This window comes from Pseudoxanthomonas sacheonensis (assembly GCF_031455975.1).
In the GTDB taxonomy this organism is placed as follows: Bacteria; Pseudomonadota; Gammaproteobacteria; order Xanthomonadales; family Xanthomonadaceae; genus Pseudoxanthomonas_A; species Pseudoxanthomonas_A sacheonensis_A.
In genome coordinates this window covers 1,243,971-1,269,412 of the sequence record NZ_JAVDTT010000001.1, presented here as the reverse complement: position 1 = coordinate 1,269,412, position 25,442 = coordinate 1,243,971, and the positions used below count along the sequence as shown (strand labels likewise).

12 protein-coding genes are annotated in these 25,442 nt (G+C 63.6%); 3 read left to right on the top strand and 9 right to left on the bottom strand.

Going from position 1 to position 25,442, the window contains the following annotated elements:
- Nucleotides 1-9 precede the first annotated feature (9 nt).
- Genes metH through J2W94_RS05665 form a run of 3 tightly spaced genes read right to left on the bottom strand, consistent with a single transcriptional unit; the run spans nucleotide 10 to nucleotide 4,747 of the window.
- Nucleotides 10-2,724, bottom strand: a complete 2,715-nt coding sequence (gene metH / locus J2W94_RS05675) for a methionine synthase (RefSeq protein ID WP_310090945.1) — start codon at nucleotides 2,722-2,724, stop codon at nucleotides 10-12.
- The gene (locus tag J2W94_RS05670) at nucleotides 2,721-3,821 is read right to left on the bottom strand and encodes a homocysteine S-methyltransferase family protein (RefSeq protein ID WP_310090942.1); all 1,101 of its coding nucleotides are present in this window, start codon (nucleotides 3,819-3,821) and stop codon (nucleotides 2,721-2,723) included. The genes metH and J2W94_RS05670 overlap by 4 nt, the downstream gene beginning before the upstream one ends.
- A complete protein-coding gene (locus J2W94_RS05665) occupies nucleotides 3,818-4,747 on the bottom strand; it encodes an ArsR/SmtB family transcription factor (RefSeq protein WP_310090940.1) in 930 nt (309 codons plus the stop codon). Before J2W94_RS05665 ends, J2W94_RS05670 begins: the two co-directional genes overlap by 4 nt.
- Before the next feature lie 123 nt (nucleotides 4,748-4,870).
- On the opposite strand from J2W94_RS05665, the gene J2W94_RS05660 reads away from it, so the two are divergent.
- Nucleotides 4,871-6,019 carry an acyl-CoA dehydrogenase family protein gene (locus J2W94_RS05660; protein WP_310090938.1) on the top strand — a complete coding sequence of 383 codons (1,149 nt, stop codon included), beginning with the start codon at nucleotides 4,871-4,873 and terminating at the stop codon, nucleotides 6,017-6,019.
- Nucleotides 6,020-6,215: 196 nt separating this feature from the next.
- The gene (locus tag J2W94_RS05655) at nucleotides 6,216-8,102 is read left to right on the top strand and encodes a DUF885 domain-containing protein (protein ID WP_310090936.1); all 1,887 of its coding nucleotides are present in this window, start codon (nucleotides 6,216-6,218) and stop codon (nucleotides 8,100-8,102) included.
- A 77-nt stretch (nucleotides 8,103-8,179) separates the two neighbouring features.
- Here J2W94_RS05655 and J2W94_RS05650 read toward each other — a convergent pair whose 3' ends face one another.
- The 6 genes from J2W94_RS05650 to J2W94_RS05625 all read right to left on the bottom strand — a co-directional run bounded on the left by J2W94_RS05650 (nucleotide 8,180) and on the right by J2W94_RS05625 (nucleotide 20,093).
- Nucleotides 8,180-9,856, bottom strand: a complete 1,677-nt coding sequence (locus tag J2W94_RS05650; RefSeq protein ID WP_310090934.1) for a M28 family metallopeptidase — start codon at nucleotides 9,854-9,856, stop codon at nucleotides 8,180-8,182.
- 140 nt (nucleotides 9,857-9,996) lie between these two features.
- Nucleotides 9,997-13,170, bottom strand: a complete 3,174-nt coding sequence (locus J2W94_RS05645; RefSeq protein ID WP_310090932.1) for an efflux RND transporter permease subunit — start codon at nucleotides 13,168-13,170, stop codon at nucleotides 9,997-9,999.
- A gap of 91 nt (nucleotides 13,171-13,261) precedes the next feature.
- Nucleotides 13,262-14,455, bottom strand: coding sequence for an efflux RND transporter periplasmic adaptor subunit (locus J2W94_RS05640; protein WP_310090930.1), 1,194 nt, complete (start codon nucleotides 14,453-14,455; stop codon nucleotides 13,262-13,264).
- A gap of 521 nt (nucleotides 14,456-14,976) precedes the next feature.
- Entirely contained in the window at nucleotides 14,977-18,141 is a 3,165-nt protein-coding gene (locus J2W94_RS05635) for an efflux RND transporter permease subunit (protein ID WP_310090928.1), read from the bottom strand.
- A gap of 15 nt (nucleotides 18,142-18,156) precedes the next feature.
- A complete protein-coding gene (locus tag J2W94_RS05630) occupies nucleotides 18,157-19,404 on the bottom strand; it encodes an efflux RND transporter periplasmic adaptor subunit (RefSeq protein ID WP_310090926.1) in 1,248 nt (415 codons plus the stop codon).
- A gap of 14 nt (nucleotides 19,405-19,418) precedes the next feature.
- Entirely contained in the window at nucleotides 19,419-20,093 is a 675-nt protein-coding gene (locus tag J2W94_RS05625; protein ID WP_310090924.1) for a TetR/AcrR family transcriptional regulator, read from the bottom strand.
- A 279-nt stretch (nucleotides 20,094-20,372) separates the two neighbouring features.
- Between J2W94_RS05625 and J2W94_RS05620 the strand changes: the two genes are divergently transcribed.
- Nucleotides 20,373-25,406 (top strand): NAD-glutamate dehydrogenase, encoded by a 5,034-nt coding sequence (locus tag J2W94_RS05620; protein ID WP_430540548.1) that lies wholly within the window; start codon nucleotides 20,373-20,375, stop codon nucleotides 25,404-25,406.
- Nucleotides 25,407-25,442 lie beyond the last annotated feature (36 nt).

Here is a 25,442-nt window from a genome sequence, read left to right as displayed (position 1 = left end):
GTTGCCTACTTATTCCGGATCGTAGTCCAGATTGGAGGCCAGCCATCGCTCAGCCTGCACCAGCGTCGCGCCCTTGCGCTTGGCGTAGTCCTCGGCCTGTTCCTTGGACACGCGGCCGACCACGAAGTACTGGCTCTGCGGATGGCTGAAATAGTAGCCGGACACCGCCGCGGTAGGCAGCATGGCGAAGCTTTCGGTCAGCGTCATCCCGGCATTCGCGCCTGCGTCCAGTAGTTCGAACAAGGTGCCCTTCTCGCTGTGTTCCGGGCAGGCGGGATAACCCGGGGCAGGGCGGATGCCGACGTACTTCTCCAGAATCAGCGCTTCGTTATCCAAGGCCTCTTCGGCCTGGTAACCCCAGAACTCCTTACGCACGCGTTGGTGCAGCCGTTCGGCCAAGGCTTCGGCCAGACGGTCGGCCAGCGCCTTCAGCAAGATGGCGTTGTAGTCGTCGTGATCGGCTTCGAAGCGGGCCACGTGTTCGTCGATGCCTATGCCGGCGGTGACGGCGAAGGCTCCGATCCAGTCTTGCTTGCCGCTCTCCTGCGGCGCGATGAAGTCGGCGAGGCAGAAATCCGGGCGCTCTACGGGTTTGTCCACTTGCTGGCGGAGGAAGTGCAGGGTTCGCGTAGGAGCGACGTCAGTCGCGACTGACGTCGCTCCTACGCCTTCGACCACGACGTCGTCGCCTACGCTGTTCGCCGGCCACAAACCGAAAACAGCCTTGGCGGTGAGCCATTTCTCCTCGACGATCTTCTTCAGCATCGCCTGCGCATCGCGGAACAGCTCGCTGGCCTGCGTACCGACCACTTCATCGGTCAAGATCGCCGGATACCGGCCCGCCAGCTCCCATGCTTGGAAGAAAGGCGTCCAGTCGATGAGTTCCACCAGCTCGGCCAGCGGGTAGTCATCGAATACGGTGATGCCCGGCTTATTGGGCGTCGGTGGCGTGTAACTATCCCAGCCGCCCTCGAACTTCTGCCCGCGCGCCTTCGCCAGCGGCACCAGCCGCTTGGCGTCGCCACGGTTCTTGTGGCGTTCGCGGATCTCGGCGTAGTCGGCGTCGTTGGCGGCCATGAACGGGCCGCGCAGATCCTTGGAGATCAACGACTGCGCCACGCCGACCGCGCGCGAGGCATCCTTGACCCAGACCGTCGGCGATTTGTAATGCGGATCAATCTTCAGCGCCGTATGCGCTCGTGAAGTCGTCGCTCCGCCGATCAGCAGCGGCATGGTCATGCCCTGGCGCTGCATCTCGCGCGCCACATGGGTCATTTCCTCCAGCGAGGGGGTGATCAGACCGGACAGGCCGATCAGATCCGCATTCTCGGCCCGCGCCACGTCCAGGATCTTCTGCGTCGGCACCATGACGCCGAGATCAACCACGTCGAAGTTATTGCAGGCCAACACCACGCCGACGATGTTCTTGCCGATATCGTGCACGTCGCCCTTGACCGTGGCCATGATGATCTTGCCGTTGGACTTGCCGACATCGCCGGTGCGCAGTTTCTCGGCCTCGATAAAGGGCAGCAGATAGGCCACCGCCTTCTTCATGACCCGCGCCGACTTCACCACCTGCGGCAGGAACATCTTGCCGGCGCCGAACAGATCGCCGACCACGTTCATGCCGTCCATCAACGGGCCTTCGATCACGTCCAGCGGACGCGTGGAAAGCTGGCGCGCCTCTTCGGTATCGGTTTCCACGTATTGGTCGATGCCGTGCACCAGCGCGTGGCTCAGGCGTTCGCGTACCGGCTTGTCGCGCCAGGCCAGGTTCTCGACCTGCACTTCGCCCTTCTTGCCGCGGTAGCGCTCGGCGATTTCCAGCAGGCGTTCGGTGGAGTCCTTGCGGCGGTTCAGCACCACGTCCTCGACGCGCTCGCGCAGGTCGGGTTCCAGATCGTCGTAGATCGGCATGCCGCCGGCGTTGACGATGCCCATGTCCATGCCGGCCTTGATGGCGTGGTACAGGAACACCGAATGGATCGCCTGGCGCACGGGCTCGTTGCCGCGGAACGAGAACGATACGTTCGATACGCCGCCGGAGACATGGCAGTGCGGCAGAGTCTGCTTGATGATGCGGGTGGCTTCGATGAAGTCGACCGCGTAGTTGTCGTGTTCCTCTATGCCGGTGGCGATGGCGAAGATATTGGGGTCGAAGATGATGTCCTCGGGCGGGAATCCCACCTGCTCGGTCAGCACTTTGTACGCGCGCGTGCAGATCTCGACCTTGCGCGCGCAGGTGTCGGCCTGGCCGTCCTCGTCGAAGGCCATCACCACCGCGGCGGCGCCATAACGCAATACCTTGCGCGCGTGTTCGACGAAGGCTTCCTCGCCTTCCTTCAGCGAGATCGAATTGACCACGCTCTTGCCCTGCAGGCACTTCAGGCCCGCCTCGATCACGCTCCACTTCGATGAGTCCACCATCACCGGAATGCGGGCGATGTCGGGCTCGGACATGATCAGGTTGAGGAAGCGCACCATCGCTTTCTCCGAATCGATCAGTCCTTCGTCCATGTTGACGTCGAGGATCTGGGCGCCGTTGGCGACCTGCTGGCGCGCGACTTCCACCGCTTCCTCGTAACGCTCTTCCTTGATCAGCTTCTTGAACTGCGCGCTGCCGGTAACGTTGGTGCGCTCGCCCACGTTGATGAACAACAGATCGGGAGTGATGACCAGCGGCTCGAGGCCGGACAGGCGGGTATGACGGATCTCGGTGCTCATGCGGCGTCGGCCAGCTCCAGATCGGCGGGAAGGCGGCGCGGCGGGATGCCGCGCACCGCTTCGGCGATCGCCTTGATGTGCGCAGGGGTGGTGCCGCAGCAGCCGCCGACCAGATTGAGCAAGCCGGATTCGGCGAACTCCTTCAAGGTCGCAGCCATTTCTTCGGGGGTTTCGTCGTATTCGCCGAACGCATTGGGAAGACCGGCGTTCGGGTGCGCGCTGACATAGCCGTCGGCCACGCGCGCCAGCGTTTCCACGTGTTCGCGCAGGTCTTTGGCGCCGAGCGCGCAGTTCAGCCCAACCGACAGCGGTCGCCCGTGCGAGATGGAGGCATAGAAGGCCTCGGCGGTCTGTCCCGACAGGGTGCGGCCGGATGCATCGGTAATGGTGCCGGAGATCATTACCGGCAGACGGCCGCCACGGGCTTCGAATACTTCTTCGACCGCATACAACGCGGCCTTGGCGTTGAGCGTGTCGAAAATGGTTTCCACCATGATCGTATCGGCGCCACCGTCGATCAGTCCTTCGATCGCTTCGCGATAGGTGGTGCGCAGTTCGTCGAAGTTGGTGTTGCGGTAGCCCGGGTCGTTGACGTCAGGACTGATCGAGGCGGTGCGGCTGGTGGGGCCGAGCACACCGATCACGAAGCGCGGTTTGTCCGGCCGGCCTTTACCAGCCTCGGCGGCTTCCACAGCATCGCAACAGGCGCGGGCGACGCGCGCACCTTCCTTGTTGAGTTCGTAGACCAGGTGTTCCAGGTGGTAATCGGCCTGGCTGACGGAAGTGGCGTTGAAGGTGTTGGTCTCGACCAGGTCGGCGCCGGCTTCCAGGTATTCGGTGTGCACGCCGGCGATCACTTCCGGCTTGCTCAACAACAGTAGATCGTTATTGCCCTTCAAGTCGTGGCCGCATTGGCCGTCGTGGACATGCGCGCTGTCGAAACCGTCGACGAAACGCTCGCCGCGATAGTCGGCTTCCTCCAAACGATGGCGCTGGATCATCGTGCCCATGGCGCCATCGATGATCAGGATGCGTTCGGACAGCGCTTTCTGCAGGGCATTGGCACGCGCGGGATTCAGCCAGGGCAGCGTTTTCATGGTTTGACTCCGATCAGCGAGATCACTTCGAAATGCGGTGGACGGCGCTCACGGGTGACCGTGCCCAGGTTCGAGACCTGCAGGCCGGCTTTTTCGGCGAACTTGCGCAGTTCCTTGTCGCCGAAGCCCAAGTTGAGATGGCCATAGGCCTGCACCGCGGCCTGATGTTCGTGCTTGGCGAGGCTGCTGAGCAGCAGGCGTCCGCCACGGCGCAGAACGCGCGCCGCCTCGGACACCGCCTGTGCGGGCTTGGAGGAGTAAGTGAGGGCGTGCATCAGGACCACAAGGTCGAAGCTGTTGTCCTTGAAGGGCAGGGCATGCATGTCGCCTTCGCGTACTTCCACATTGGGGAAGCGGCGAAGGCGCTCGCCCGCGGCCGCCACCACGCGCGCGCTGGTATCGATGCAGACGTAGCGCTTGGCGTGCGGCGAAAGCAGTTCGGCCAGCACGCCGTCGCCGGAAGCGATGTCCAGCACGTCGCCGGTTTCCAGCAGGGGCAACGCGGTGCGCGCCAGTGCTTCCCAAGTGCGTCCCGGGGAGTAATGCCGTTCCATGTCGCCCGCGACGCTGTCGGCCCAGTTCTGTTCGGCCGCACGCGCGGCCAGCACCGAGGGCACGCGCTCGGCATCCTGGCGCAGCAGCGGATCGTCGCTGCCCTCCCGCAGATTTCGCCAGAGCTCGCGTTGCGCTTTGTCCAGATTGTCTTCGTCGAAACGGTAATAGGCCGATACGCCGGCGCGACGGTCGCGCACCAGGCCGGCTTCCTTCAGCTTGGCCAGATGGGTGGAGACACGCGGCTGGGCCAGCTGGGTGATGGCCGAAAGCTCGGCCACGGTCAGCTCTTCGGAGGCCAGCAACACCAGCAAACGCACGCGGGTGGCATCGGCGAATACCTTGAGCCGGGTAGACCAGGCTTCCAGATCCATACATATCTTCCTATCGCGATATAAAGATATTGTCCGCCCGGACGGGCGCCGGGTCAAGCCGCGTACGCCCGCGCATGGTGGCCCGGTACAATGGGCGGACATGCTTACAGGAAGGGGTTTGCCGTGGATTTCGGATTTACCGAAGAACAGTTGATGATCCAGGACGTGGCGCGGCGCATCGCGAAGGAGAAGATCGCGCCCAGCGCCGAACACTTCGACCGGGTAGGCGAATTTCCGTTGGAGAACATCCGCCTGCTGGGCGAGAACGGCCTGATGGGCATCGAAGTGCCCGAGGAATACGGCGGCGCCGGCATGGATCCGATCGCCTACGTGCTGGCCATGATCGAGATCGCGGCCGGCGACGCGGCCCATTCCACCATCATGTCGGTCAACAACTCGCTGTTCTGCAACGGCATCCTCTTGAATGGCACGGAGGAGCAGAAGCAGAAGTACGTGCGCGCGATTGCCGAAGGGCGCGAAATCGGCGCCTTCGCGCTGACCGAGCCGCAGTCGGGCTCGGACGCGACCGCGATGCGTTGCCGTGCGGTCAAACAGGCCGATGGCAGCTACGTCATCAATGGCAAGAAGAGCTGGATCACTTCCGGCCCGGTCGCCAAATACATCGTCCTGTACGCCATGAGCGCGCCGGAACTGGGTGCGCGCGGCGTCACCGCTTTTCTGGTGGACACGGCCAAGCCGGGTTTCCATCGCGGCAAAACCGAACCAAAGCTCGGCATCCGCGCTTCGGCCACCTGCGAAATCGAATTCCAGGACTACGTGGTTGCTGCAGAAGACGTGCTGGGCGCCGAAGGGCAGGGCTTCAAGATCGCCATGGGCGTGCTGGACGCCGGACGCATCGGCATCGCCTCGCAGGCCATCGGTATCGCCCGCGCCGCTTATGAAGCGACCCTGGCCTACGTCAAGGAGCGCAAGGCTTTCGGCGTGGCCATCGGCACCTTCCAGATGACCCAGTCCAAGATCGCCGACATGAAATGCAAGCTGGATGCCGCTACGCTGCTCACGCTGCGTGCGGCTTGGGTGAAGGGGCAGGGCCAGCGTTTCAGCAACGAGGCCGCCATCGCCAAGCTCACCGCGTCCGAAGCGGCGATGTGGATCACCCACCAGGCCGTGCAGATCCATGGCGGCATGGGTTACTCGAAGGAAATGCCGCTGGAACGGTACTTCCGCGATGCCAAGATCACCGAGATCTATGAGGGCACGTCCGAGATCCAGCGTCTGGTAATCGCCCGTAACGAGACCGGCCTGCGCTGAGAAGGACCGATACGCCCGCATACGCCGCTGCATGGCGGTGTATGCGGATCCGACACGGTCGACGACTTGTCGTGTCTTGTCCGGCTGGCGCTTCTGTGCGATCGACCCATCTTTAGTAATGAGACGGGCCTGTACCTGGTCCGCTAGAGTTCTCTGATGCGGGAGTCTGTCTCCCGCATCCACCCTGGAGAACCCGATGCGTAAAACCCTGATCTTCTGTGCTCTCGCACTGGCCCTGACCGCTTGCGACCGCGCGGCTTCGCCCGAAGCCGGTACCGCCTCGACGCCGGCGACCTCCTTCTCGCAAGCCGATGTCGCCGCCGAAACCGAACGCCTCAACCAGTGGTTCGAGAAGAAGTACGAGGAACAGCTGCACTTCAGCCCGATCCAGCTGACGTTCCAGGGTCGCAAGGACCTGTACGGCCAGTTGGACGACATGTCGGAAAAAGCGCAGCTGGACCAGGTCGCCTGGCAGAAGGCCAGCGTCGAGGAAATGGACAAGACCTTCGACTACGACAAGCTCAGCGACGAGGGGAAGTTTTCCTACGACCTGTGGAAGCTGCAATACGAGAACGCGCGCGATGGCGTGCCGTTCCTCGGCAATGGCTACGCGTTCGACCAGATGAACGGCGCGCAGAGTTTCCTGCCCACTTTGCTGATCAGCTTCCACAAAGTGGAAGAGGAGTCGGACTACACCGCTTACGTTTCGCGAGTGAAGGCCGTAGCGCAGGCATTCGACCAGTTGCTCGAGCGCGCGCGCAAGTCGGCCGGGCAAGGTATGCGTCCGCCGAAGTTCGCCTATGAGGGCGTCATCGAGCAGTCGCGCAAGGTCATTGCCGGTGCGCCGTTCTCCGCGGGCAAGGATTCGGCGATCTGGGCCGATGCGCAGGCCAAGGCCGACGCCCTGGTGAAGAGCGGAAAGGTCAGCGCCGAGCGCGCTACCGCGCTCAAGGAAGAAGCGCGCAAGGCGCTGCTGGAACAGTTCAAGCCGGCCTATGAGCGTGTGATCGCGTGGTCCGAGGAAGAACTGCCGAAAGCAGCGGTCAATGCCGCCGGCGTGGGCACTACCCAAAGCAACGGCAAGGCGTACTACGAGTACCAATTGCGCCAGATGACCACCACCAACATGACGGCCGAGGAAATCCATGCGCTGGGCCTGAAGGAAGTCGAGCGCATCAAGGGCGAGATGAACGCACTGAAGGACAAGGTGGGCTTCAAGGGCGACCTCGACGCTTTCTTCGCCTTCATCGATTCCGATCCCCGGTTCAAGTATCCCAATACCGACGCCGGCCGCCAGGGCTACATCGACGATGCATCGAAAGCCATCGCCAACATCAAGAAGGAACTGCCGAACTATTTCGGCTTGCTGCCGAAGGCGGATCTGGTGGTCAAGCGCGTGGAGGCCTTCCGCGAGCAGGACGGCGCGGCGCAACACTATTTCCCGGGCACGCCGGACGGCTCGCGGCCCGGCGTGTACTACGCGCATCTGTCCGACATGAATGCGATGCCGAAACCTTCGCTGGAAGTCATCGCTTACCACGAAGGTCTACCGGGCCATCACATGCAGATCTCGATCGCGCAGGAACTGACCGGCGTGCCGAAGTTCCGCACCCAGGCCGGGTTCACCGCTTATCAGGAAGGCTGGGGTCTGTATTCGGAATGGCTGGCCAAGGAAATGCCGAACACCTACCAGGACCCGTATTCGGAATTCGGCCGTTTGAGTTCGGAAATGTGGCGCGCGATCCGGCTGGTGGTGGATACCGGCCTGCATGCCAAGGGCTGGACCGAACAGCAGGCGGTGGAATATTTCGACGCCAACAGCGCGGTGCCGCTGGCGGCGATCAAGTCGGAAGTGCGGCGTTACTTGATCATGCCGGGGCAGGCCACGGCCTACAAGATCGGCATGATCCGCATCCAGCAGCTGCGCAAGAAAGCCGAAACCGAACTGGCCGACAAGTTCGACATCAAGGGCTTTCACGACACGGTGCTGGGCGGCGGCGCTTTGCCGCTGACCCTGCTGGAACGTCGTGTGGACCAGTGGATCGCGGGGCAGAAAGCGAAGGCGGTTGTTGCGGCGAAATAGCTTCGTCGAAACCAGTCCGGTTGATAGAGAGAAAAACCCCGGCCAAGCCGGGGTTTTTCATAGGCCGACGGTTGGTTTCAGGGCGACTTCGAGGCAGGCGCGAAACGGTCGCCGAAGAAATCGCCCTTGTTCCATTTCGGTCTTTCCGCTGCATCGCCGACCAGCGTGCCGATGCGCGCATTGAGACGGGCCAGGCGAGCCGCGTCTTCGTATTGAATGGGTTGCGATGCGTCGTCGCAGGGTTGGTGATAGCAAGTGCGCAAGAACTTGTCCAAGGCCTCTTTCGGACTCGCTCCGCCCGCGGAGGCGGGCTCCACGCCGCCGTCCAGATAGACGGCCGGGATGCCCGCACGCACGAAGGCGTACTGGTCGCTGCGCACGAATACCACCTCTTCCGGAAACGGATCGGCCGATAGGCCCACGCCGATTTCCTTGGCCGCCGTGTCCAGCGCGGTCTTCAGCGTCGAATGCTCCAATCCGATCGGCACCACGTCCTTGCCGGGCACCAGCAGCACCGGCATGTCCATATTGATATTGGCCACCAGATCGTTCCTGGGCACGGTGGGATGCGAGGCGAACCACTCCGCGCCCAATAATCCCTTCTCTTCGCCGGTCAAAGCGATGAATAGCAGCGAGCGTTTGGGTTTGGTCGCGGCATCGGCCAATTCCTTGGCCGCCTCCAGCATCACCGCGACGCCCAGCGCATTGTCCAAGGCGCCGTTGTAGATGCTGTCGCCATTCACCGCGGCGCCTACGCCGATATGGTCCAGATGCGCGGTGTAGGCGATGAATTCGCGGGCCAAGGCGGAGTCGCTGCCGTCGAGCCTGGCAACGACGTTGCGCGACTCGGCGGGTTCGACGCGGGTTCGCCCGGCCAAGGTCAACGTGCCCGGCAGATCGAATGCCTTCAGCTGTCCGTCGGCGGCGGCCTTGAACAAGGCGTCCGCTTCATGTCCACTGCCAGCGAAGACTGTCTTGGCGGCCGCCGCGCTGACCGAGGCGCCTGCTTTGAGCTGCGGAAAAGTATCGATGCCGGTGCCGTCCTCGGCGCGCAGACGCATGCCGGGCATGCTCCATTTGGCGGCATAATTGGCCCAGGGGCCGCGTTCCTCGTGTTCCGGAGTGCCCACGAACACGACCCCAACCGCGCCTTTCTCGGACAGCGTACGCAACTTTTGAGTGCCGGAAGAATAGAAAGCGCGACGGTCGTTGTCGAACCGCGCGGGCGCGCCTGGGAACAGCACCGCGATCTTGCCGCGCACGTCGATCCCGGCGAAATCGTCCTGCCCCAGCTCCGGTGCGTACACGCCCTGGCCCACGAATACGGCCGCTGCGGTCAGCGAATGCGAGGGCGCGTTGTAGTTGAGGCTGGGCAGGAACTCGTCGCGGAACGTCAGCGACACCTTGCTGCCGTCGCGGTCGATGGTGAATGCGGCGCCCTGTTCCTGGCGTAGCGCTTTCAGCAGCGGTACGCGCTGGAAGAAGGTTCCGTCGTCGCCTGCCGGCTTCAGGCCCATTTCGGCATAGCGGCGGGCGACGTATTCGGCCGCAAGGTCGTAGCCAGGCGTACCGGTATCGCGTCCCTCGAGCTTGTCGTCCGCCAGGTAACGCACGTCGGCTTCGATGCGTTTGGCTTCGTTGGAGGAGGCGCTTGCGGAAGGCGCCTGCGTTGAGGTTTCCGGCGCCGGGGCCGGATTGGGCTTGCATGCGGTCAGGCAGGCAAGCGCCAGGATCAAGGAAATATTCCGGGGCATTGGGAACGGCTCCATCGAAGGAGCCGGAACCCTAACATGCTCATTGCGGGCCCACCGAGTGCCGTCGCGCACAACGCCCAAATACCGACAACTCCCCGACAACTCCGGCGACAGTCCGTGGACCATCGCCGGATGAGGCGTCAATGCGGCGTCGGCGTCACCGTGGGCAGCGACGGTTCCGCATCGTCGTCTTCGGCCTGCGCATGCGCCTTGCTGTGGTCCTGGGCAAGGTACAGATAGAACGCCGGCAGCACGAACAGGGTGAACGCGGTGCCGATGGTCATGCCCGAGGCGATCACCATGCCCATCGAGAAGCGCGCGGCGGCGCCGGGACCGCTTGCGATCAGCAGCGGCACCATCGCGAATACCAACGCCGCGGTCGTCATCAGCACCGGGCGCAGACGGATGGCGGTCGCTTCCTCGATCGCCTCCCGCTTGCTCAGGCCTTTCTCGATCTGCAGCTTGTTGGCGAACTCCACGATCAGGATGCCGTGCTTGGAGATCACGCCGACCAAGGTCACCAGGCCGACCTGGGTGTAGATGTTGATGCTCATGCCCGGGAAGGCTTCGATGCCCGAGAACCCGAGTATGCCGCTCAATATCGCCAGCACGTTCAGCACCAACAGCGCGCCGCAGATCGCCATCGGTACGGTGATCAGCATGATGATGGCGTCGCGGAAGCTCTCGAATTGCGCCGACAGCACCAGGAAGATGATGATCAGCGCGAACAGCAGGGTGACCAGCATGGTCGCGCCTTCCTGCTTGAACTGCCGCGACTCGCCGGCATAGTCGACGCTGTAGCCCTGCGGCAGCACTTCCTTCGCCGCCTGGTCGAGGATCTCCAGCGCCTCGCCCTTGCTCACGCCCGGACGCGGCGCGAAGGTTATGCCGACCGCGTTGAGCTGCTGGAAGCGTTTGAGCGTCTGCGGTTGCGCGCTTTCCTTCAGGGTGACGATGGTCGACAACGGGATCAGCTCGCCGTCGCGGGTGCGGGTGTAGTAGTTGCCCAACTGCTCGGCGTTAAGCCGGTCGCTGCGCTGCACCTGCGGGATCACCCGGTAAGAACGGTTCTGCATGGCGAAACGGTTGGTGTAGCCGCCGGAAAGCATCGCCGCCATATCAGCCGACAGGGTCTGCATGTCGATGCCCAGCGAAGCCGCCTTGTCGCGGTCGATCTGCACTTCGATGCGCGGCTTGTCGATCTTCAGGTCCTTGTCCAGGAAGATGAAGCGCTTGCTGGCCATCGCCTTGGCGAGCACGGCGTCGGCCAGCTCTTGCAGCTGCTGCAGCGAGCCGATGCCGCCGATGATGAACTCGCCACCGCCGTCGCCGCCGGCGGTGGGCAACGCTGGCGGAATCAGCGCGAACACGTTCAAGCCGGTGACCTCGGAGATCTTCGGCTGCAGCTCCTGCTCCAGCACCTGCTTGGTCGAACGCTCGCGCTCGCTCCATGGCTTGAGCACGAAGCCGGCGATCGCGCTGTTGCTGGCGCCGCCGCCGCTGCCGAAGCCGCCGTTGAACAGGAAGTAGTTCTCCACTTCCGGTACGTCCTTGGCGATCTTGGTGATCTCCTCGGTGTAGCGCTCCACGTAGTCCAGCGTGGCGGATGGATCGGCGCTGCCGATAGAGAAGATGAAGCCCTGGTCCTCGGCCGGCGCCGGTTCCTTGGGCGAGCCGATGAACAGGAAGATGCAAGACACGAACACGATCGCGCCGAAGATGGCGATCACGCCCTTGGTTTCGAGGGCGCCGTGCAACTTGCCCTGGTAACCGTGGCGCAGCCAGTCGAAGCGCTCGTCGAGCCACTTCTCCAGCTTGCCTTTGCCGCCTTCGCTGTGCGGTTTGAGGATCTTCGCGCACATCATCGGGGTCAGGGTCAGGGCGATCACGCCCGACAGCAGCACCGAGCCGGCCAGGGTGAAGGCGAACTCCGTAAACAGCACGCCGGTCAGCCCGCCCTGGAAGCCGATCGGCAGGTATACCGCGACCAGCGTGGTGGTCATCGCCACCACCGGCCAGGCGAGTTCGCGCGCGCCGCGGATCGCGGCGTCGTACGGCGACATGCCTTCTTCGATATGCCGGTGTACGTTCTCCAACACGATGATCGCGTCGTCGACCACGATGCCGATCGCCAGCACCATCGCCAGCAAGGTCAGCAGGTTGATGGTGAAGCCCATCAACAGCATCAGGAACAGCGCGCCGATCAGCGACAGCGGCACCGTCACCGCCGGGATCAGCACGCTGCGGAACGAACCCAAGAACAGGAAGATCACCACGATCACGATGATCACCGCCTCGACGATCGTGCTGATGACCTCGTTGATGGCGTCCTGGATCGCCTCGGTGCTGTCGTAGGGAATCGTGGCTTTCATGCCCTCGGGCAGTTGCGGGACGATCTCGCTGTCCCAGGCCTTGCGCACATCCTTGATCACGTCCAGCGAGTTGGCGTCCGGGGCGACGAAGATGCCCATGAAGGTCGCCGCGTCGCCGTTGATGCGCACCGAGGTGCCGTAGTTTTCCGATCCGAGCGCGACGTCGGCGACGTCGCCCAGGCGCACGATCGCGCCATCCTGTTCGCGGACGACCAGCGCACGGAACTCCTCGGGCGTACGCAGGTCGGTGCGCGCGGTCAGGTCGATGGCGACCATCTCGCCCTTGGTCGAGCCCAGCGCCGACAGCACGTTGTTGGATTGCAACGCCTTGCTGACGTCGCTGGCGGTGACCTGCAATGCGGTCATGCGGTCGGGCTTGAGCCACACGCGCATCGCGAACGAGCCGGCGCCGAGGATGTCGGCGCGCTGCACGCCCGGGATCGTCGCTAGCTTGGGTTGGACTACGCGGGTGAGGTAATCGGTGATCTGGTTGTTGTTGAGCACTTCGCTGGCGAAGGACACGTACATCGCGGCGATCTGCTGGCCTTGCTGCAGGTCGATCACCGGATCCTCGGACTCCTGCGGCAGTTCGCCGCGCATCTTGTTGACCTTGGCGGAGATCTGCGTCAGCGCCTCATTCGGGTCCTGATCGAGACGGATGTAGGCTTGGATCGAGCTGATGCCAGCGGAACTGGAGGAAGTCAGGTACTCGATGCCGTCGGCGCTGGCGATCTCGCGCTCGAGCGGGGTGGTGATGAAGCCCTGGATCAGGTCCGCATCGGCGCCGAAATAGGTCGTGCTGACGTTGATGACCGCGTTCTGCAGCTCCGGATACTCGCGCACGTTGAGCGAGGTGAACGCGCGCAGGCCGAACAGCAGGATGAACAGGCTGACGACGATCGCCAGTACCGGTTTGTTGACGAAGATGTCGGTGAATTTCATCCGTTTTCTCCCCCTCTCCGGCGTGGGAGAGGGTTGGGGGTAGGGTGAGCGCGCATCTGCGCGTTCAGGACGCTAGCGACCGTGTGCGGCGTCAACGGTTTTCCGGCGTCGGCGTTTCGCTGGCCGCCGGTTGCACCTTGTTGTTGATCGTCACTTCGGCGTCGTTGCGCAGCTTCAGCAGACCGCTGGTGACCACGCGTTCGCCGGGCTTGAGGCCCTCGGTCACCGCGACCAGATCGCCGCGGGTGGCGCCGGTTTTGACGAAACGCTGTTTGACCAGGAGCTTGGAACCGGTAAGCGGCTTGCCCTGCATGTCCTTTTCGTCCTTGCCGCGCGGCACTTCCGAGATCACATACACCGAGTTGCCGTAAGGGTTGAAGCTGATCGCCGTCTGCGGGATCACGATCACCTTCTGCTCGGCGCCGGTGTTGAAATTGACGTGCGCGAACGCGCCCGGGCGCAGATTGCCTTCGGCGTTGACCAGGGTGGCCTGGGCTTTGAAGTTGCGTGTGTTGGTGTCGATCTGGGGTTCGACAGCGGTGATCCTGCCCTCGAACGTCCGGCCCGGCATCCCATCGACGGTGGCGCGGACCGGCAGGCCCAGGGTGACTTCACCGATACGCTGTTCCGGCAGCGAGAAGTCGAGGTAGATCGGGTCGAGCGCCTGCAGGCTGACGATCGGATCGCCCGGATTCACGAACTGGCCCAGGTTGACCCGGCGCAAGCCGAGCACGCCATCGAACGGGGCGCGGATGGTCTTCTGCGAAATCAGGGCGCGTTGCGCATCGGCGTCGGCCTGAGCGCTGGCCGCGGCGGTGGCGCGTTGCTCCACTTCGTCCTGCGATACCAGTTTGTCCTTTCCCAGCGTGCGCCAGCGGTCGCGTTGCACTGCCGTCAGCCTGGCGGTGGCTTCCAGCGATTTCAGCGTCGCCAGTTCGTTGGCGGTATTGAGCCGTACCAGCACGGTGCCGGCCTTGACCGGCTGGCCGGCCTCGAAGGTGAGTTCCTTGACCACGCCGCCGGCTTCGGTGGTGACGTCGGTGCCGTTGATCGCGACGAAGGTGCCGACGGCTTCCTGCGCGTCGGTCCATTGCTCCTGCTTGGCGGTATAGGCCGTCACCGCAGACGCCGGTTGCGGCATGTTGTCGAAGAACTTGTTGGTCTCTCCGCCAAGGAATGCCTTGACCCCGAATACCCCGCCGAACACAACCAGCGCTCCCAACAGCATTAGGGACAAGCGGAGGGGAAACGAGGCGGGCTTCTTCTGCTTCTCTTTCTGGACCATGGGGTAACCTCAGGGCAAGGGGCAGGCAGGGTCGTGGCGACCGTGCATAGGATTTAGCGGGGCAGGACCCGGGCGTTGGACGTCATCTCATCCGCAACCGGTGTGCGGAAGACAGACGGACGAATGCAAGCATGGCTGGGGGAAGCGCTGAAGGTGAAAGATACCGAACCCATGAGTACAAGAAAAGCCCCCTGATTGAGTCAACGCATCGGAATCATCGTGGACGTACGCAGTCGCATGGACTGCGACATGCCGTGCGACTCTGCCGGACTGAAGCCCGCGACGGGTCCGAACTCATCAGAGACACGTGGATCGCACTGGCTTCCTTCAACGACGAACCGAAGCGTGCTGTTTCGACATCCACTATGCATTTCCATAGCACTGGCTATCCTTTGCCTCGATTGGCGGCTTGCCGGCTTATCCGCCCGGCATTGTAACTGTCGTTACGGCGGCAATCTCTTCGTTCTTAAAAATAAAAACCCCGGCACGATGCCGGGGTTCTTATCGTCCACGCACGAAGATCAGCGCGGCGCAGGCTGCTGCTTGTGTTCCAGATATTCCTTCGAGGGCTCATCCAGCTTGTCGCCCAACATGCGGCGCACCACCACGAAGAACACCGGGATCAACAGCAGGCCGATGAAGGTAGCGAACATCATGCCGCCGATCACGCCGGTACCGATGGCGTGACGCGAATTGGCGCCCGCGCCGGTGGAGATCGCCAGCGGAATCACACCCATGATGAAAGCGAAAGAGGTCATCAGGATGGGGCGGAAACGCAGGCGGCAGGCTTCGACTACGGCTTCGCGCAGGGTCTTGCCTTCGCGCCGCTGTTCGACGGCGAACTCGATGATCAGGATGGCGTTCTTGGCCGCCAGGCCGATCACCGTGGTCATGCCGATCTTGAAGTACAGGTCGTTCGGCAATCCGCGCAGCATCGAGAAGGACAGTGCGCCGAGGATGCCGATCGGCACCACCAGCATCACCGCCAGCGGGATCGACCAGCTCTCGTACAGCGCGGCCAGGCACAGGAACACCACCACCAGCGAAAGCACCAGCAGCAGCGTGGCCGAGTTGCCGGCGATGATCTCCTGGTAGGACATGCCGGCCCAGTCGTAGCCATAACCCGTGGGCAGCTGGTCCCTCACTATCTCCTCCATCGCGGCCATCGCTTCGCCGGAGCTGCGGCCGGGCGCTTGCGCGCCGACGATGTTGACCGCCGAATAGCCGTTGTAGCGAGTCAGCGCGGGCGGGTTGGTCACCCATTCGCTGCTGACGACGTTGCTCAGGGGAATCATGCTGGTGGTACCACCGTTGTCCGCGGCCAGCGTGCTGGGCGTGTAGAAGCGCGATAGCGACTCGGGACCTTGCCGGTACGGCGCATCGGCCTGGATGTTGACCCGTTTGATGCGGCCTTCGTAGAAGAAGTCGTTGACGTAGACCGGTGCCAGCATCAGCTGGATCGCGCTATAGATGTCGGTGACCGACATGCCCATCGACTGTGCCTGCACGCGATCCACGTGCAGCTGCAACTGGGGAGCGTTCTCCAGGCCGTTCGGCCGCACGCCGGTGAGCACCGGGTTCTGCGCGGCGGCACCGAGCAGGGTGTTGCGTGCCTGGGTCAGGGCTTCACGGCCTGCGCCCGCGCGGTCCTGCAGCCACATGTCGAAGCCGCCGAACTGGCCCAGACCCTGCACGGTCGGCAGGTTGACCACGAAGATCTGCGCTTCCTTGATGCTCGAGAACGCGCCGTTGGCCTGGCCGATGAAATCGGAGGCGACTACGTCGCGCTCATCCCATGGTTTGAGCCGGATGAAGGCCATGCCGACGTTCTCGCCGGAGCCGACGAAACTGAAGCCGGCGATCTGCAACATTCCTTCGATCCCCTCCATGCCGTCCAACTTGCCGCGCATTTGCTCGAACACCTTGTTGGTGCGCTCCAGGGTCGCACCCGGCGGCAGCTGCACGATGGCAAGGGCATAGCCCTGATCCTCTTCCGGCAGGAAACTGCCCGGGATGCGGGTGAACAGGAAGCCGGTCAGTACCGCCAGTACCGCGAACAGGATCATCCAGCGCGGCGCATGCTTGACGGCGCTGGTGATGTGGCCGACGTAGGTGTGCTGCACCTTGTCGTAGTACTTGTTGAAAATGCGGAAGATGAAGTTGGGCTTCCTGTTCTCGTCGTGGTGCTCGGACTTCAGCATGGTCGCGCACAGCGCCGGAGTGAAACCCAGCGCCAGGAACGCCGAAAAGGCCATGGCGATGGCGATGGTGAGCGCGAACTGCTTATAGATCTCGCCAGCCGCGCCGCCCTGCAGAGCGCTGGGAATGAACACTGCGGCCAGCACCACCGTGATCGCGATCACCGCGCCGGTGATCTGTCCCATGGCCTTGCGGGTGGCTTCGCGCGGCGGAAGCTTTTCTTCCGACATGATGCGCTCGACGTTCTCGATCACCACGATCGCGTCGTCCACCACGATGCCGATCGCCAGCACCATGGCGAACAAAGTCAGCTGGTTGATGGTGAAGCCGATGATGCTCATGCCCAGGAACGTGCCCAGCAGCGCGACCGGGATCACCAGCGTGGGAATCAGCGTGGCCCGGAAGTTCTGCAGGAAGATCAGCATCACCAGGAACACCAGGACCATCGCCTCGACCAGGCTCTTGATCACTTCCTTGATCGAGATGTTGACGAAGGTGGTGCTGTCGTAGGGCGAAAACCATTCCACGCCCTGCGGAAAGCTGGGCGCCAGTTCATCCATTTTGCTGCGTACCGCGCCAGCCACATTCAACGCATTGGCGCCGGGCAGCAGCTGCACGGCGAAGGCGCCGGTGGGGGCGCCGTTGTACCTGGTGTCGTTGCCGTAGCTCTGGGCGCCGAATTCGACCCGCGCCACATCCTTCAGCCGTACCGTGGTGCCATCGCTGTTGGCGCGCAGCACCACGTTCTCGAACTGCTCCGGCGAGCTGAAACGCCCTTCGGCCGAAACCGTGGCGGTGAAACCCTGGCCCTGCGGCTGCGGCGAAGCGCCGACCGAGCCGGCGGCGAACTGCACGTTCTGGCCGCGGATCGCCGTCAGTACCTGGCTGGCCGACATGCCGTAGCCCTGCAGGCGGTCGGGATTGAGCCAGATGTTCATGGCGTATTCGGAACCGAACTGCTGGGTGCTGCCGACGCCGGGAATACGCGAAATCTGCTCCAGTACCCGCGAGCCGATGATGTCGTTGAGGCGGTTGCGGTCGATCGTGCTGTTGGTCGAACGCAGGCCCACCACCATCAGGAAGCCGGCGTTGGCCTTGGCCACCACCACGCCCTGCTGGGTGACTTCGCTAGGCAGGCGCGGCGTGGCCAGAGCGACCTTGTTCTGCACCTGCACCTGGGCGATGTCGGCGTCGGTGCCGGTTTCGAAGGTGAGGGTGATGCTGACCCGGCCGTTGGAGCTGGAAGAAGAGCTGAAGTACAGCAGGTGATCGATGCCGGTCAGCTGCTGCTCGATCACCTGGGTGACCGATTTTTCGGCGGTGTCGGCGCTGGCGCCGGGGTAGGTCGCGTTGACGGTGACCTGCGGCGGGGCGATGGACGGATAGGACTCGACGCCGAGTCCGAGGATCGAGATCACCCCCGAAAGCGTGATCAGGATCGCCACCACCCATGCGAAGACGGGATGGTCGATGAAAAACTTGGACATGGTCTGGCGCCTCGGTCAGTGCTGCTGCGCGGGCTTTTCGCCCTGCTTGGCCGGCGTCTCGCCGTTTGCGGCGGGCTTGGCGGCGCCGGCAGTACCCGCAGCGGGTTTGGCGGCGTTCGGGGCGCCGACCGGGGCTGCGTTCGGATTCCACGGGGTCGCCTTGGCGGGCGAGCCTTCCTTGACCTTCTGCAAGCCTGCGGCAATGACTTGATCGCCTGCGGCCAGGCCGGAGGTCACCAACCAATTTCCCTCGCGCGTACCGGAAGTCTCGACGTTCTTGCGCGCTACCTTGCCGTCCTTGCCGACGACCATCACGTAGGCGCCGATCGTGTCGCGCTGCACCGTCACCTGCGGTACCAGGAACACGTTGTTCTGCTCGCCCAGCGTTGCCTTGAGGGTGACGAAGCTGCCGGGCAGCAAAGCCTTGTCGGGATTCGGCAACTGCGCCCGCAACGACACCGCGCCCGTCTGCGGATCCACGACCACGTCCGAGAAATCCAGCGTGCCGGTTTCGCCATACACGCTGCCGTCTCCGAGGGTCACTTGCACCTGCGCCTTGCCGTTGCCCTGCAACGCCACGCTGCCGGCGCCCTGCGCCTTGCGCAGCGCTTCCAGCTCCGAAACGCTCATCGAGAAATTGACGTATAGGGGATCGATCTGGTCGATGGTGGTCAGCAGGGTCACGTCGCCTTGTCCGACCAACGCGCCCTCGGTGACCTGTTGCTTGCCGGCACGCCCGGAAATGGGAGCGCGCACGCTGGCGTAATCCAGACTGATGCGCGACCCGGTGACCCCCGCTTTGGCGGACTGCACGGCCGCCGCGGCGCTGCGTTCGGCGGCCTCGGCATTGTCCAGGTCCGACTTGGAAATGAACTTCTGCCCGATCAACTGGCGCGCCCGCTCGGCGGCGATATGCGCGTTGGTATAGCTGGCTTGTGCCGAAGCCAGCTGCGCCTGGCTTGAGCTGAGGGAAGCCTGCAGCGGGGCAGGGTCGATCAGGAACAGGACTTGGCCTTCCTTCACGTCGCTGCCTTCCTGATAGACGCGCTTGGTCAGTACGCCGGGCACACGAGCGCGGACGTCGGAGCTGCGGTAAGGGGCCAAGCGACCGACCAGGTCGCGCTGCAGCGGAACCGTCTGCGGCGCGGCGGTGATTACCCCGACCTCAGGCGGTGGCGGCGCGGGTTGTTCCTGCTTTTTGCAGGCAGCCACGGCCATAAGCAATGCGACGCTCAAGGCGATCGGACGAAGAGTGGGGGTCATGGGGGAACTCCGGGTCAAGACTTGGATGCGGAAGGTAGGAAAGCGATAGCAGACCTTGTGGGCGGGGCTTGTGTTCCCGGCGCGAATGCGCGCAAGAAGGCATCGACGGCGAATTCGGCCCAACGCCTGCGCACGGCATCGGTGTCTCGATGCGGTACGGCGAAGCGTTGACGCTCGAAATCCAGGCCGACGATCATGCCCAACAGCAATTCCGCCGCGCAGTGCGGATCGTCATGCCTGAGTTGCCCACGGCGCATGGCCAGATCCAACCATTCAGCCAGGCGTTGCTGCAGGGTGTCGCAGCCGTCGCGGTACAGGGTCCGGGCCTCTTCGGGGAACAGGGCAGCCTCCGCGCTCAGGAGTTGGCAGGTCGTGATCACGTGGGGCTCCGACAGGCGCTGCAGGTGCTCCATCGCGAACGCTAGCAGGGTCGTGCGCAAATCGCCGTGTTCGCCGTGTTGGTCGTCCAGGCGGGCCGTGGCCATGTCCAGGTGTTCCTGCATGACGCTGCGCATCAGCTCCTGTTTGCTGCCGAAATACGAATACAGCGTCTGTTTGGAGCAGCCGGCGCGTGCGGCTACCGCGTCCATGCTGATCCGGAAGCCCTGTTCGGCCATCAACTCCCGCACGGCGTCGTGCACGCGTTGGCGGCGCCGCAAGGCGGGACTAGGGCTGGGGGAGGCTGGCATCTGAATTGGACTATACCGTCCAGTTCAGAATTTGACCAGCCCTGGACGCGAAATCGGAGGGCTCGCTCCGATTTCGGCACAGACGATTCATCGCCAGCGGCAGGGTGCCTTCTCCACGTGATGTCCGATGCGCGCAAGCCGGATCAGCTCCGTTCGCTAGCAGCAACCCGCTGATTCCCTCATGAAGGGAGGTCGATGATTTGCGGCCGCGCAACAAGGCTGTCATCGCCCGCGAGGCTACAATTACCTACTGCCTACAAACACAGAGCCACGGCCTGCATGAACGCTGTTCGCAAACCGAAAAAAACCGCGAAGTCCTCCTCCAAATCCGACCTTACGACCAGCGATACCAAGGCCTCCGCGGCCAAGACCAGCAAGGCCACGGCAGCGAAAACGGCGCCAGCCAAGTCCACCTCTGTGTTCTCGCTCGAACCCATTTTCACCGCCATCCGCAAGCGCTTGCCGGCGGCGCGCCAGGCCGAAGCGAAGGCCTTCGCCGAATCGTTCTACAAGCGCATGGAAGACGACGAATATCCGCACCACGCGCCCGAAGCCTGGGCCGCGCTGGCCTGCGACATGCTGGATTTCGCGCGTGTGCGCAAGCCGGGCACCGCCAACGTGCGCGTGTTCAACGCCACCCTGAAAGCCAACGGTTGGGAATCGCCGCACACCGTACTGCAGATCGTCAACGACGACATGCCGTTCCTGGTCGATTCGGTGAGCATGGCCCTGGCCGAAGCCGGTATCGGCGTGCATGTGCTGGGGCACCCGTTGCTGCGCTTCAGTCGCGACAAGGCCGGCAAGCTCACCGCGGTGGGCGAAGGGCAACCCGAATCCCTGATGTTGCTGGAAATCGACCGTCAGCCGGCCGAGCAGATGCCGGTGATCGAAGCCCGCGTCCGCAAGGTGCTGGGCGAAGTCCGCTCCATCGTCCAGGACTGGACCGCGATGCGCGACAAGATGCTCTCGCTTGCCGAGGACCTGGCCACGCGTCGCATGCCGGTCAACGACGCCGGCCGTCGTGAAGCCCAGGAATTCCTGCGTTGGGCCGCCGACGACCACTTCACCTTCTTCGGCTATCGCGAATACCGGATCGAACGCAAAGACGGCGAACGCATCCTGGAAGCAACCGGGGGCGGCCTGGGCCTGCTGCGTGGCAAGGGCCAATCGACCGCGCGCAACGTGAAATCGCTCGCCGCTCACTACATGCCGCAATCCGGTTCGGTGGATACGCTGATCCTGACCAAGACCAACGCCCGCTCCAGCGTGCATCGTCCCGGCAACATGGACTACATCGGCGTGCTGGAATTCGACGCCAAGGGCAACCCCGTGGCCGAACAGCGCTTCATCGGCCTGTACACCTCCAGCGCCTACAACCGCCGGCCCTGGGAAATCCCGCTGGTGCGCGAGCGTCACGAACACGTCATGCGCCAGTCCGGCCTGTCTCCCAACAGCCATAGCGGCAAAGCCCTGCGCCACATCCTGGAAACGTTGCCGCGCGAGGAATTGTTCCAGTCCAACGAAGACGAACTCAGCCGCACCAGCCTGGGCATCCTGGGCTTGCAGGAACGCGTGCGCAGCAAGCTGTTCCTGCGCCGCGACCGCTATGGACGGTTCTTTTCGGCGTTGGTTTATATCCCGCGCGAGCGCTTCAACACGGATGTGCGTTTACGCATCGAAGCCTTGTTGAAGGAAGCGCTGCACGGCGAATACGTGGATACCAACGTCCAATTGGGCGAATCGCCGCTGGCGCAGCTGCACCTAGTGGTGCGCCCGCACGCGGGCGAGCAAGTCGACGTCGATACCGCCCAACTCGAAGCGCGCCTGGCGCACCTGCTGCGCAACTGGCAGGACGACCTGCGCGAAACGCTGATCGCGCGCCATGGCGAATCCGAAGGCCTCAAGCTTTCCGGCAGCTATGCACGCGCCTTGCCGGCCGGTTATATCGAAACCGTTTCGCCGGATATCGCCGCCAGCGACGTCGAACAGCTCGCCGCGCTCAATGGACCGGACGATCTGCGCCTGAGCCTGCATCTGTCGCGCCGCCAGCGCGAAGGCGAGGGCAGGTTGCGCCTCAACCTCTACCGCCAGCACCGCGACCTGCCGCTCTCCGACGCCCTGCCGTTGATGGAGAACATGGGCCTGCGCGTGATCTCCGAACACCCGTTCCGTCTGGAAGTGGAGGGCACCCCGGTCTATATCCAGGAATTCGAGGTCGAATCGGCCAGCGGCGAGATCGATGTCGAGAACCGCAACGCCGCCTTCGAGGAAGCTTTTGCGCGTATCTGGCGCGGCGACGCCGAGAACGACGGCTTCAACCGCCTGGTGCTGGGCGCCAGCATGGAGTGGCGGCAGGTCGCGCTGCTGCGCGGCTATTGCAAATACTTGATGCAGACCGGCGTGCCGTTCTCCCAAAGCTATGTGGAAGAAACGCTCAATCGCTATCCGCTGCTGGCCAGGCTGCTGGTCGAGCTGTTCGAGGCGCGCTTCGATCCCTGCACGGGCAAGGAGAGCAAGGCCGAGATCAAGCAGGGCCAGGAGCGTTTCGCCCGACAGCTGCGCGCCTTGGCGGGTGGCGATGAAGCCACGCTCAAGTCCCTGCAGTACGTAATCGAGATGCGCGGCGAAGGCCGCGAACACCAGGTCGAAGCCACCCACAAGACTTTGCTCAAGTTGATGGACCGCGTCTCCAGCCTGGACGAAGACCGCATCCTGCGCAGCTTCATGGGTGTGATCGAAGCCACGCTGCGCACCAACTATTACCAGAAAGGTGCGGACGGCCGTCCCGCGCACACGATCAGCTTCAAACTGGACTCGGCGCAGGTGCCGGACCTGCCCAAGCCGCGTCCGTACCGCGAGATCTTCGTCTACGGTCCGCGCGTAGAGGGCGTGCATCTGCGTTTCGGCCCGGTGGCGCGCGGCGGTTTGCGCTGGTCCGATCGTCGCGAGGATTTCCGCACCGAGGTGTTGGGCCTGGTCAAGGCGCAGATGGTGAAGAACACGGTGATCGTACCGGTCGGCGCCAAGGGCGGTTTCTTCGTCAAGCAGTCGCCGGTCGGCGCCGATCGTGATGCGGTGCTGGCCGAAGGTATCGCCTGCTACAAGATGTTCATCCAGAGCCTGCTGGACATCACCGACAACATCGTCGGCAACAAGATCGTGCCGCCGCAGGATGTGGTTCGCCACGACAACGACGATCCCTATCTGGTGGTCGCGGCGGACAAGGGAACGGCCACGTTCTCCGACATCGCCAACGGCCTGGCCATCGCGCACGGTTTCTGGATGGGCGATGCGTTCGCCTCCGGCGGTTCGGTCGGTTACGACCACAAGGGCATGGGGATCACCGCCAAGGGCGCGTGGGAATCGGTCAAGCGCCACTTCCGCGCCATGGGCCGCGATTCGCAGACCCAGGACTTCACCTGCGCCGGCATCGGCGATATGTCGGGCGACGTTTTCGGCAACGGCATGCTGCTGTCCAAGCATATCCGCCTGGTGGCCGCGTTCGATCATCGCCACATCTTCCTGGATCCGAATCCGGATGCGGCGCGCTCGTTCAAGGAGCGCGAGCGCATGTTCCAGGTGCCGCGTTCCAGTTGGGCCGACTACGACGTCAACCTCATCTCCAAGGGCGGCGGCGTCTATCCGCGCTCGCTGAAGGCGATCAACCTCACGCCGGAAGTGCGTGCGGCATTGAGCATCGCCGACGAGGTGAAGTCTATGTCGCCCAACGAACTGATGAGCGCGATCCTGAAGTCGCCCGTGGACCTGTTGTGGAACGGCGGTATCGGCGTTTACGTGAAGGCCAGCAGCGAACAACACGCCGATGCGGGCGACCGCGCCAACAACGCGCTGCGCGTGAACGGCAGCGAGCTGCGCTGCAAAGTGGTGGGCGAGGGCGGCAACCTGGGTCTGACCCAGCTCGGCCGCATCGAGGCCGCGCAGCACGGCGTGCTGCTCAACACCGACTTCATCGACAACTCCGCCGGCGTGGACACCTCGGACCACGAGGTCAACATCAAGATCCTGCTCAACGGCGTGGTTCAGTCCAAGAAACTGACCTACGACGCGCGCAACAAGCTGTTGGCGTCGATGACCGATGAAGTGGCCGATCTGGTCCTGTTCGACAATTATCGCCAGAACCAGGCGATCAGTCTGATGGAGCGGATGAGCGTCTCGCGTCTGGGTTCCAAGCAGCATTTCATCCGAACCCTCGAATCGCAGGGCCTGCTGGATCGGCAGATCGAATTCCTGCCGTCCGATGCCGAACTGGCCGAGCGCAAAGCGCGCGGGCAAGGGCTGACCCGCCCGGAGCTGTCGGTGCTGCTTTCCTACTCCAAGTTGGTGGCATACCAGCAGCTGCTGGATTCGGATATTCCCGAAGACGCCTACCTGTCCAAGGAACTGCAGCGCTACTTCCCCGAACCGTTGCAGAAGAAATACGCCAACGAAATGGAGAAGCATCGCCTCAAGCGCGAAATCATCGCCACCGCGGTGACCAATTCCACCATCAACCGCATGGGCGCGACCTTCCTGTTGCGCATGCAGGAAGACACCGGGCGCAGTCCGGCCGAAGTGGCCAAGGCGTTCACCATCACCCGCGAAACCCTGGATGCGCGCGCGCTGTGGACGCAGATCGACGCATTGGACGGCAAGGTGCCCGAGCCCGTGCAGATCGATGCCCTGCAGGTGATCTGGTCGTTGCAACGTTCGTTCACCCGCTGGCTGTTGAGCCGCCCGGGCGCGATTCCCGATATCGCCACCGCGGTGGCGCGCTACCACGATGGCTACAACGAAATCCGCGCGGCCGATGGCGTGTTGCCGGATTCCCTGCGTCCCGCCTACGAGGCCAGCCTGAAGGATTGGAAGGAAAAGGGCCTGCCGTCGACGCTCGCCGGCCAGCTCGCGGCCTTGCCTTATCTCGAGCCTTCCAGCGACATCATCGAACTCGCGCGTGCGCGCAAGCTCAAGCCGGCGGAAGTGTCCAAGGCGCATTACCGCCTGGGCGAGGCGCTGCATCTGCCGTGGCTGTTCGACCAGATCGACGGATTGCAGGTCGACGGGCGCTGGCATGCGGTGGCGCGCGGCGTATTGCGCGACGAGCTCGCGACCCAGCAGCGCCTGCTTACCGACCAGGTGCTGTCGATGAAGGGGAACGACGCCGATGCCAAGGTCCGCAACTGGATCGAACGCGACGATGCCGTCCTGCGTTTCACCCTGAACATGCTCAACGAACTGGCCGCGCAGAAGACGCTTGACTATCCGACGGCCTCGGTTGCGGTCCAGCGCCTGTCGCAGTTGTCGGCCAAGCATTGAGCGAGCTACAGGAGCGGGCCTTCCCGCTCCTGTAGC

Bases quoted from the DNA above. Each gene is read 5' to 3' on its own strand.
- J2W94_RS05625 (WP_310090924.1), bottom strand. From the start codon at position 20,093: ATGCCAGCCTCCCCCAGCCCTAGTCCCGCCTTGCGGCGCCGCCAACGC.
- J2W94_RS05645 (WP_310090932.1), bottom strand. From the start codon at position 13,170: ATGAAATTCACCGACATCTTCGTCAACAAACCGGTACTGGCGATCGTC.
- J2W94_RS05655 (WP_310090936.1), top strand. From the start codon at position 6,216: ATGCGTAAAACCCTGATCTTCTGTGCTCTCGCACTGGCCCTGACCGCT.
- J2W94_RS05630 (WP_310090926.1), bottom strand. From the start codon at position 19,404: ATGACCCCCACTCTTCGTCCGATCGCCTTGAGCGTCGCATTGCTTATG.
- J2W94_RS05670 (WP_310090942.1), bottom strand. From the start codon at position 3,821: ATGAAAACGCTGCCCTGGCTGAATCCCGCGCGTGCCAATGCCCTGCAG.
- J2W94_RS05665 (WP_310090940.1), bottom strand. From the start codon at position 4,747: ATGGATCTGGAAGCCTGGTCTACCCGGCTCAAGGTATTCGCCGATGCC.
- J2W94_RS05650 (WP_310090934.1), bottom strand. From the start codon at position 9,856: ATGCCCCGGAATATTTCCTTGATCCTGGCGCTTGCCTGCCTGACCGCA.
- J2W94_RS05620 (WP_430540548.1), top strand. From the start codon at position 20,373: ATGAACGCTGTTCGCAAACCGAAAAAAACCGCGAAGTCCTCCTCCAAA.
- J2W94_RS05640 (WP_310090930.1), bottom strand. From the start codon at position 14,455: ATGGTCCAGAAAGAGAAGCAGAAGAAGCCCGCCTCGTTTCCCCTCCGC.
- metH (WP_310090945.1), bottom strand. From the start codon at position 2,724: ATGAGCACCGAGATCCGTCATACCCGCCTGTCCGGCCTCGAGCCGCTG.
- J2W94_RS05635 (WP_310090928.1), bottom strand. From the start codon at position 18,141: ATGTCCAAGTTTTTCATCGACCATCCCGTCTTCGCATGGGTGGTGGCG.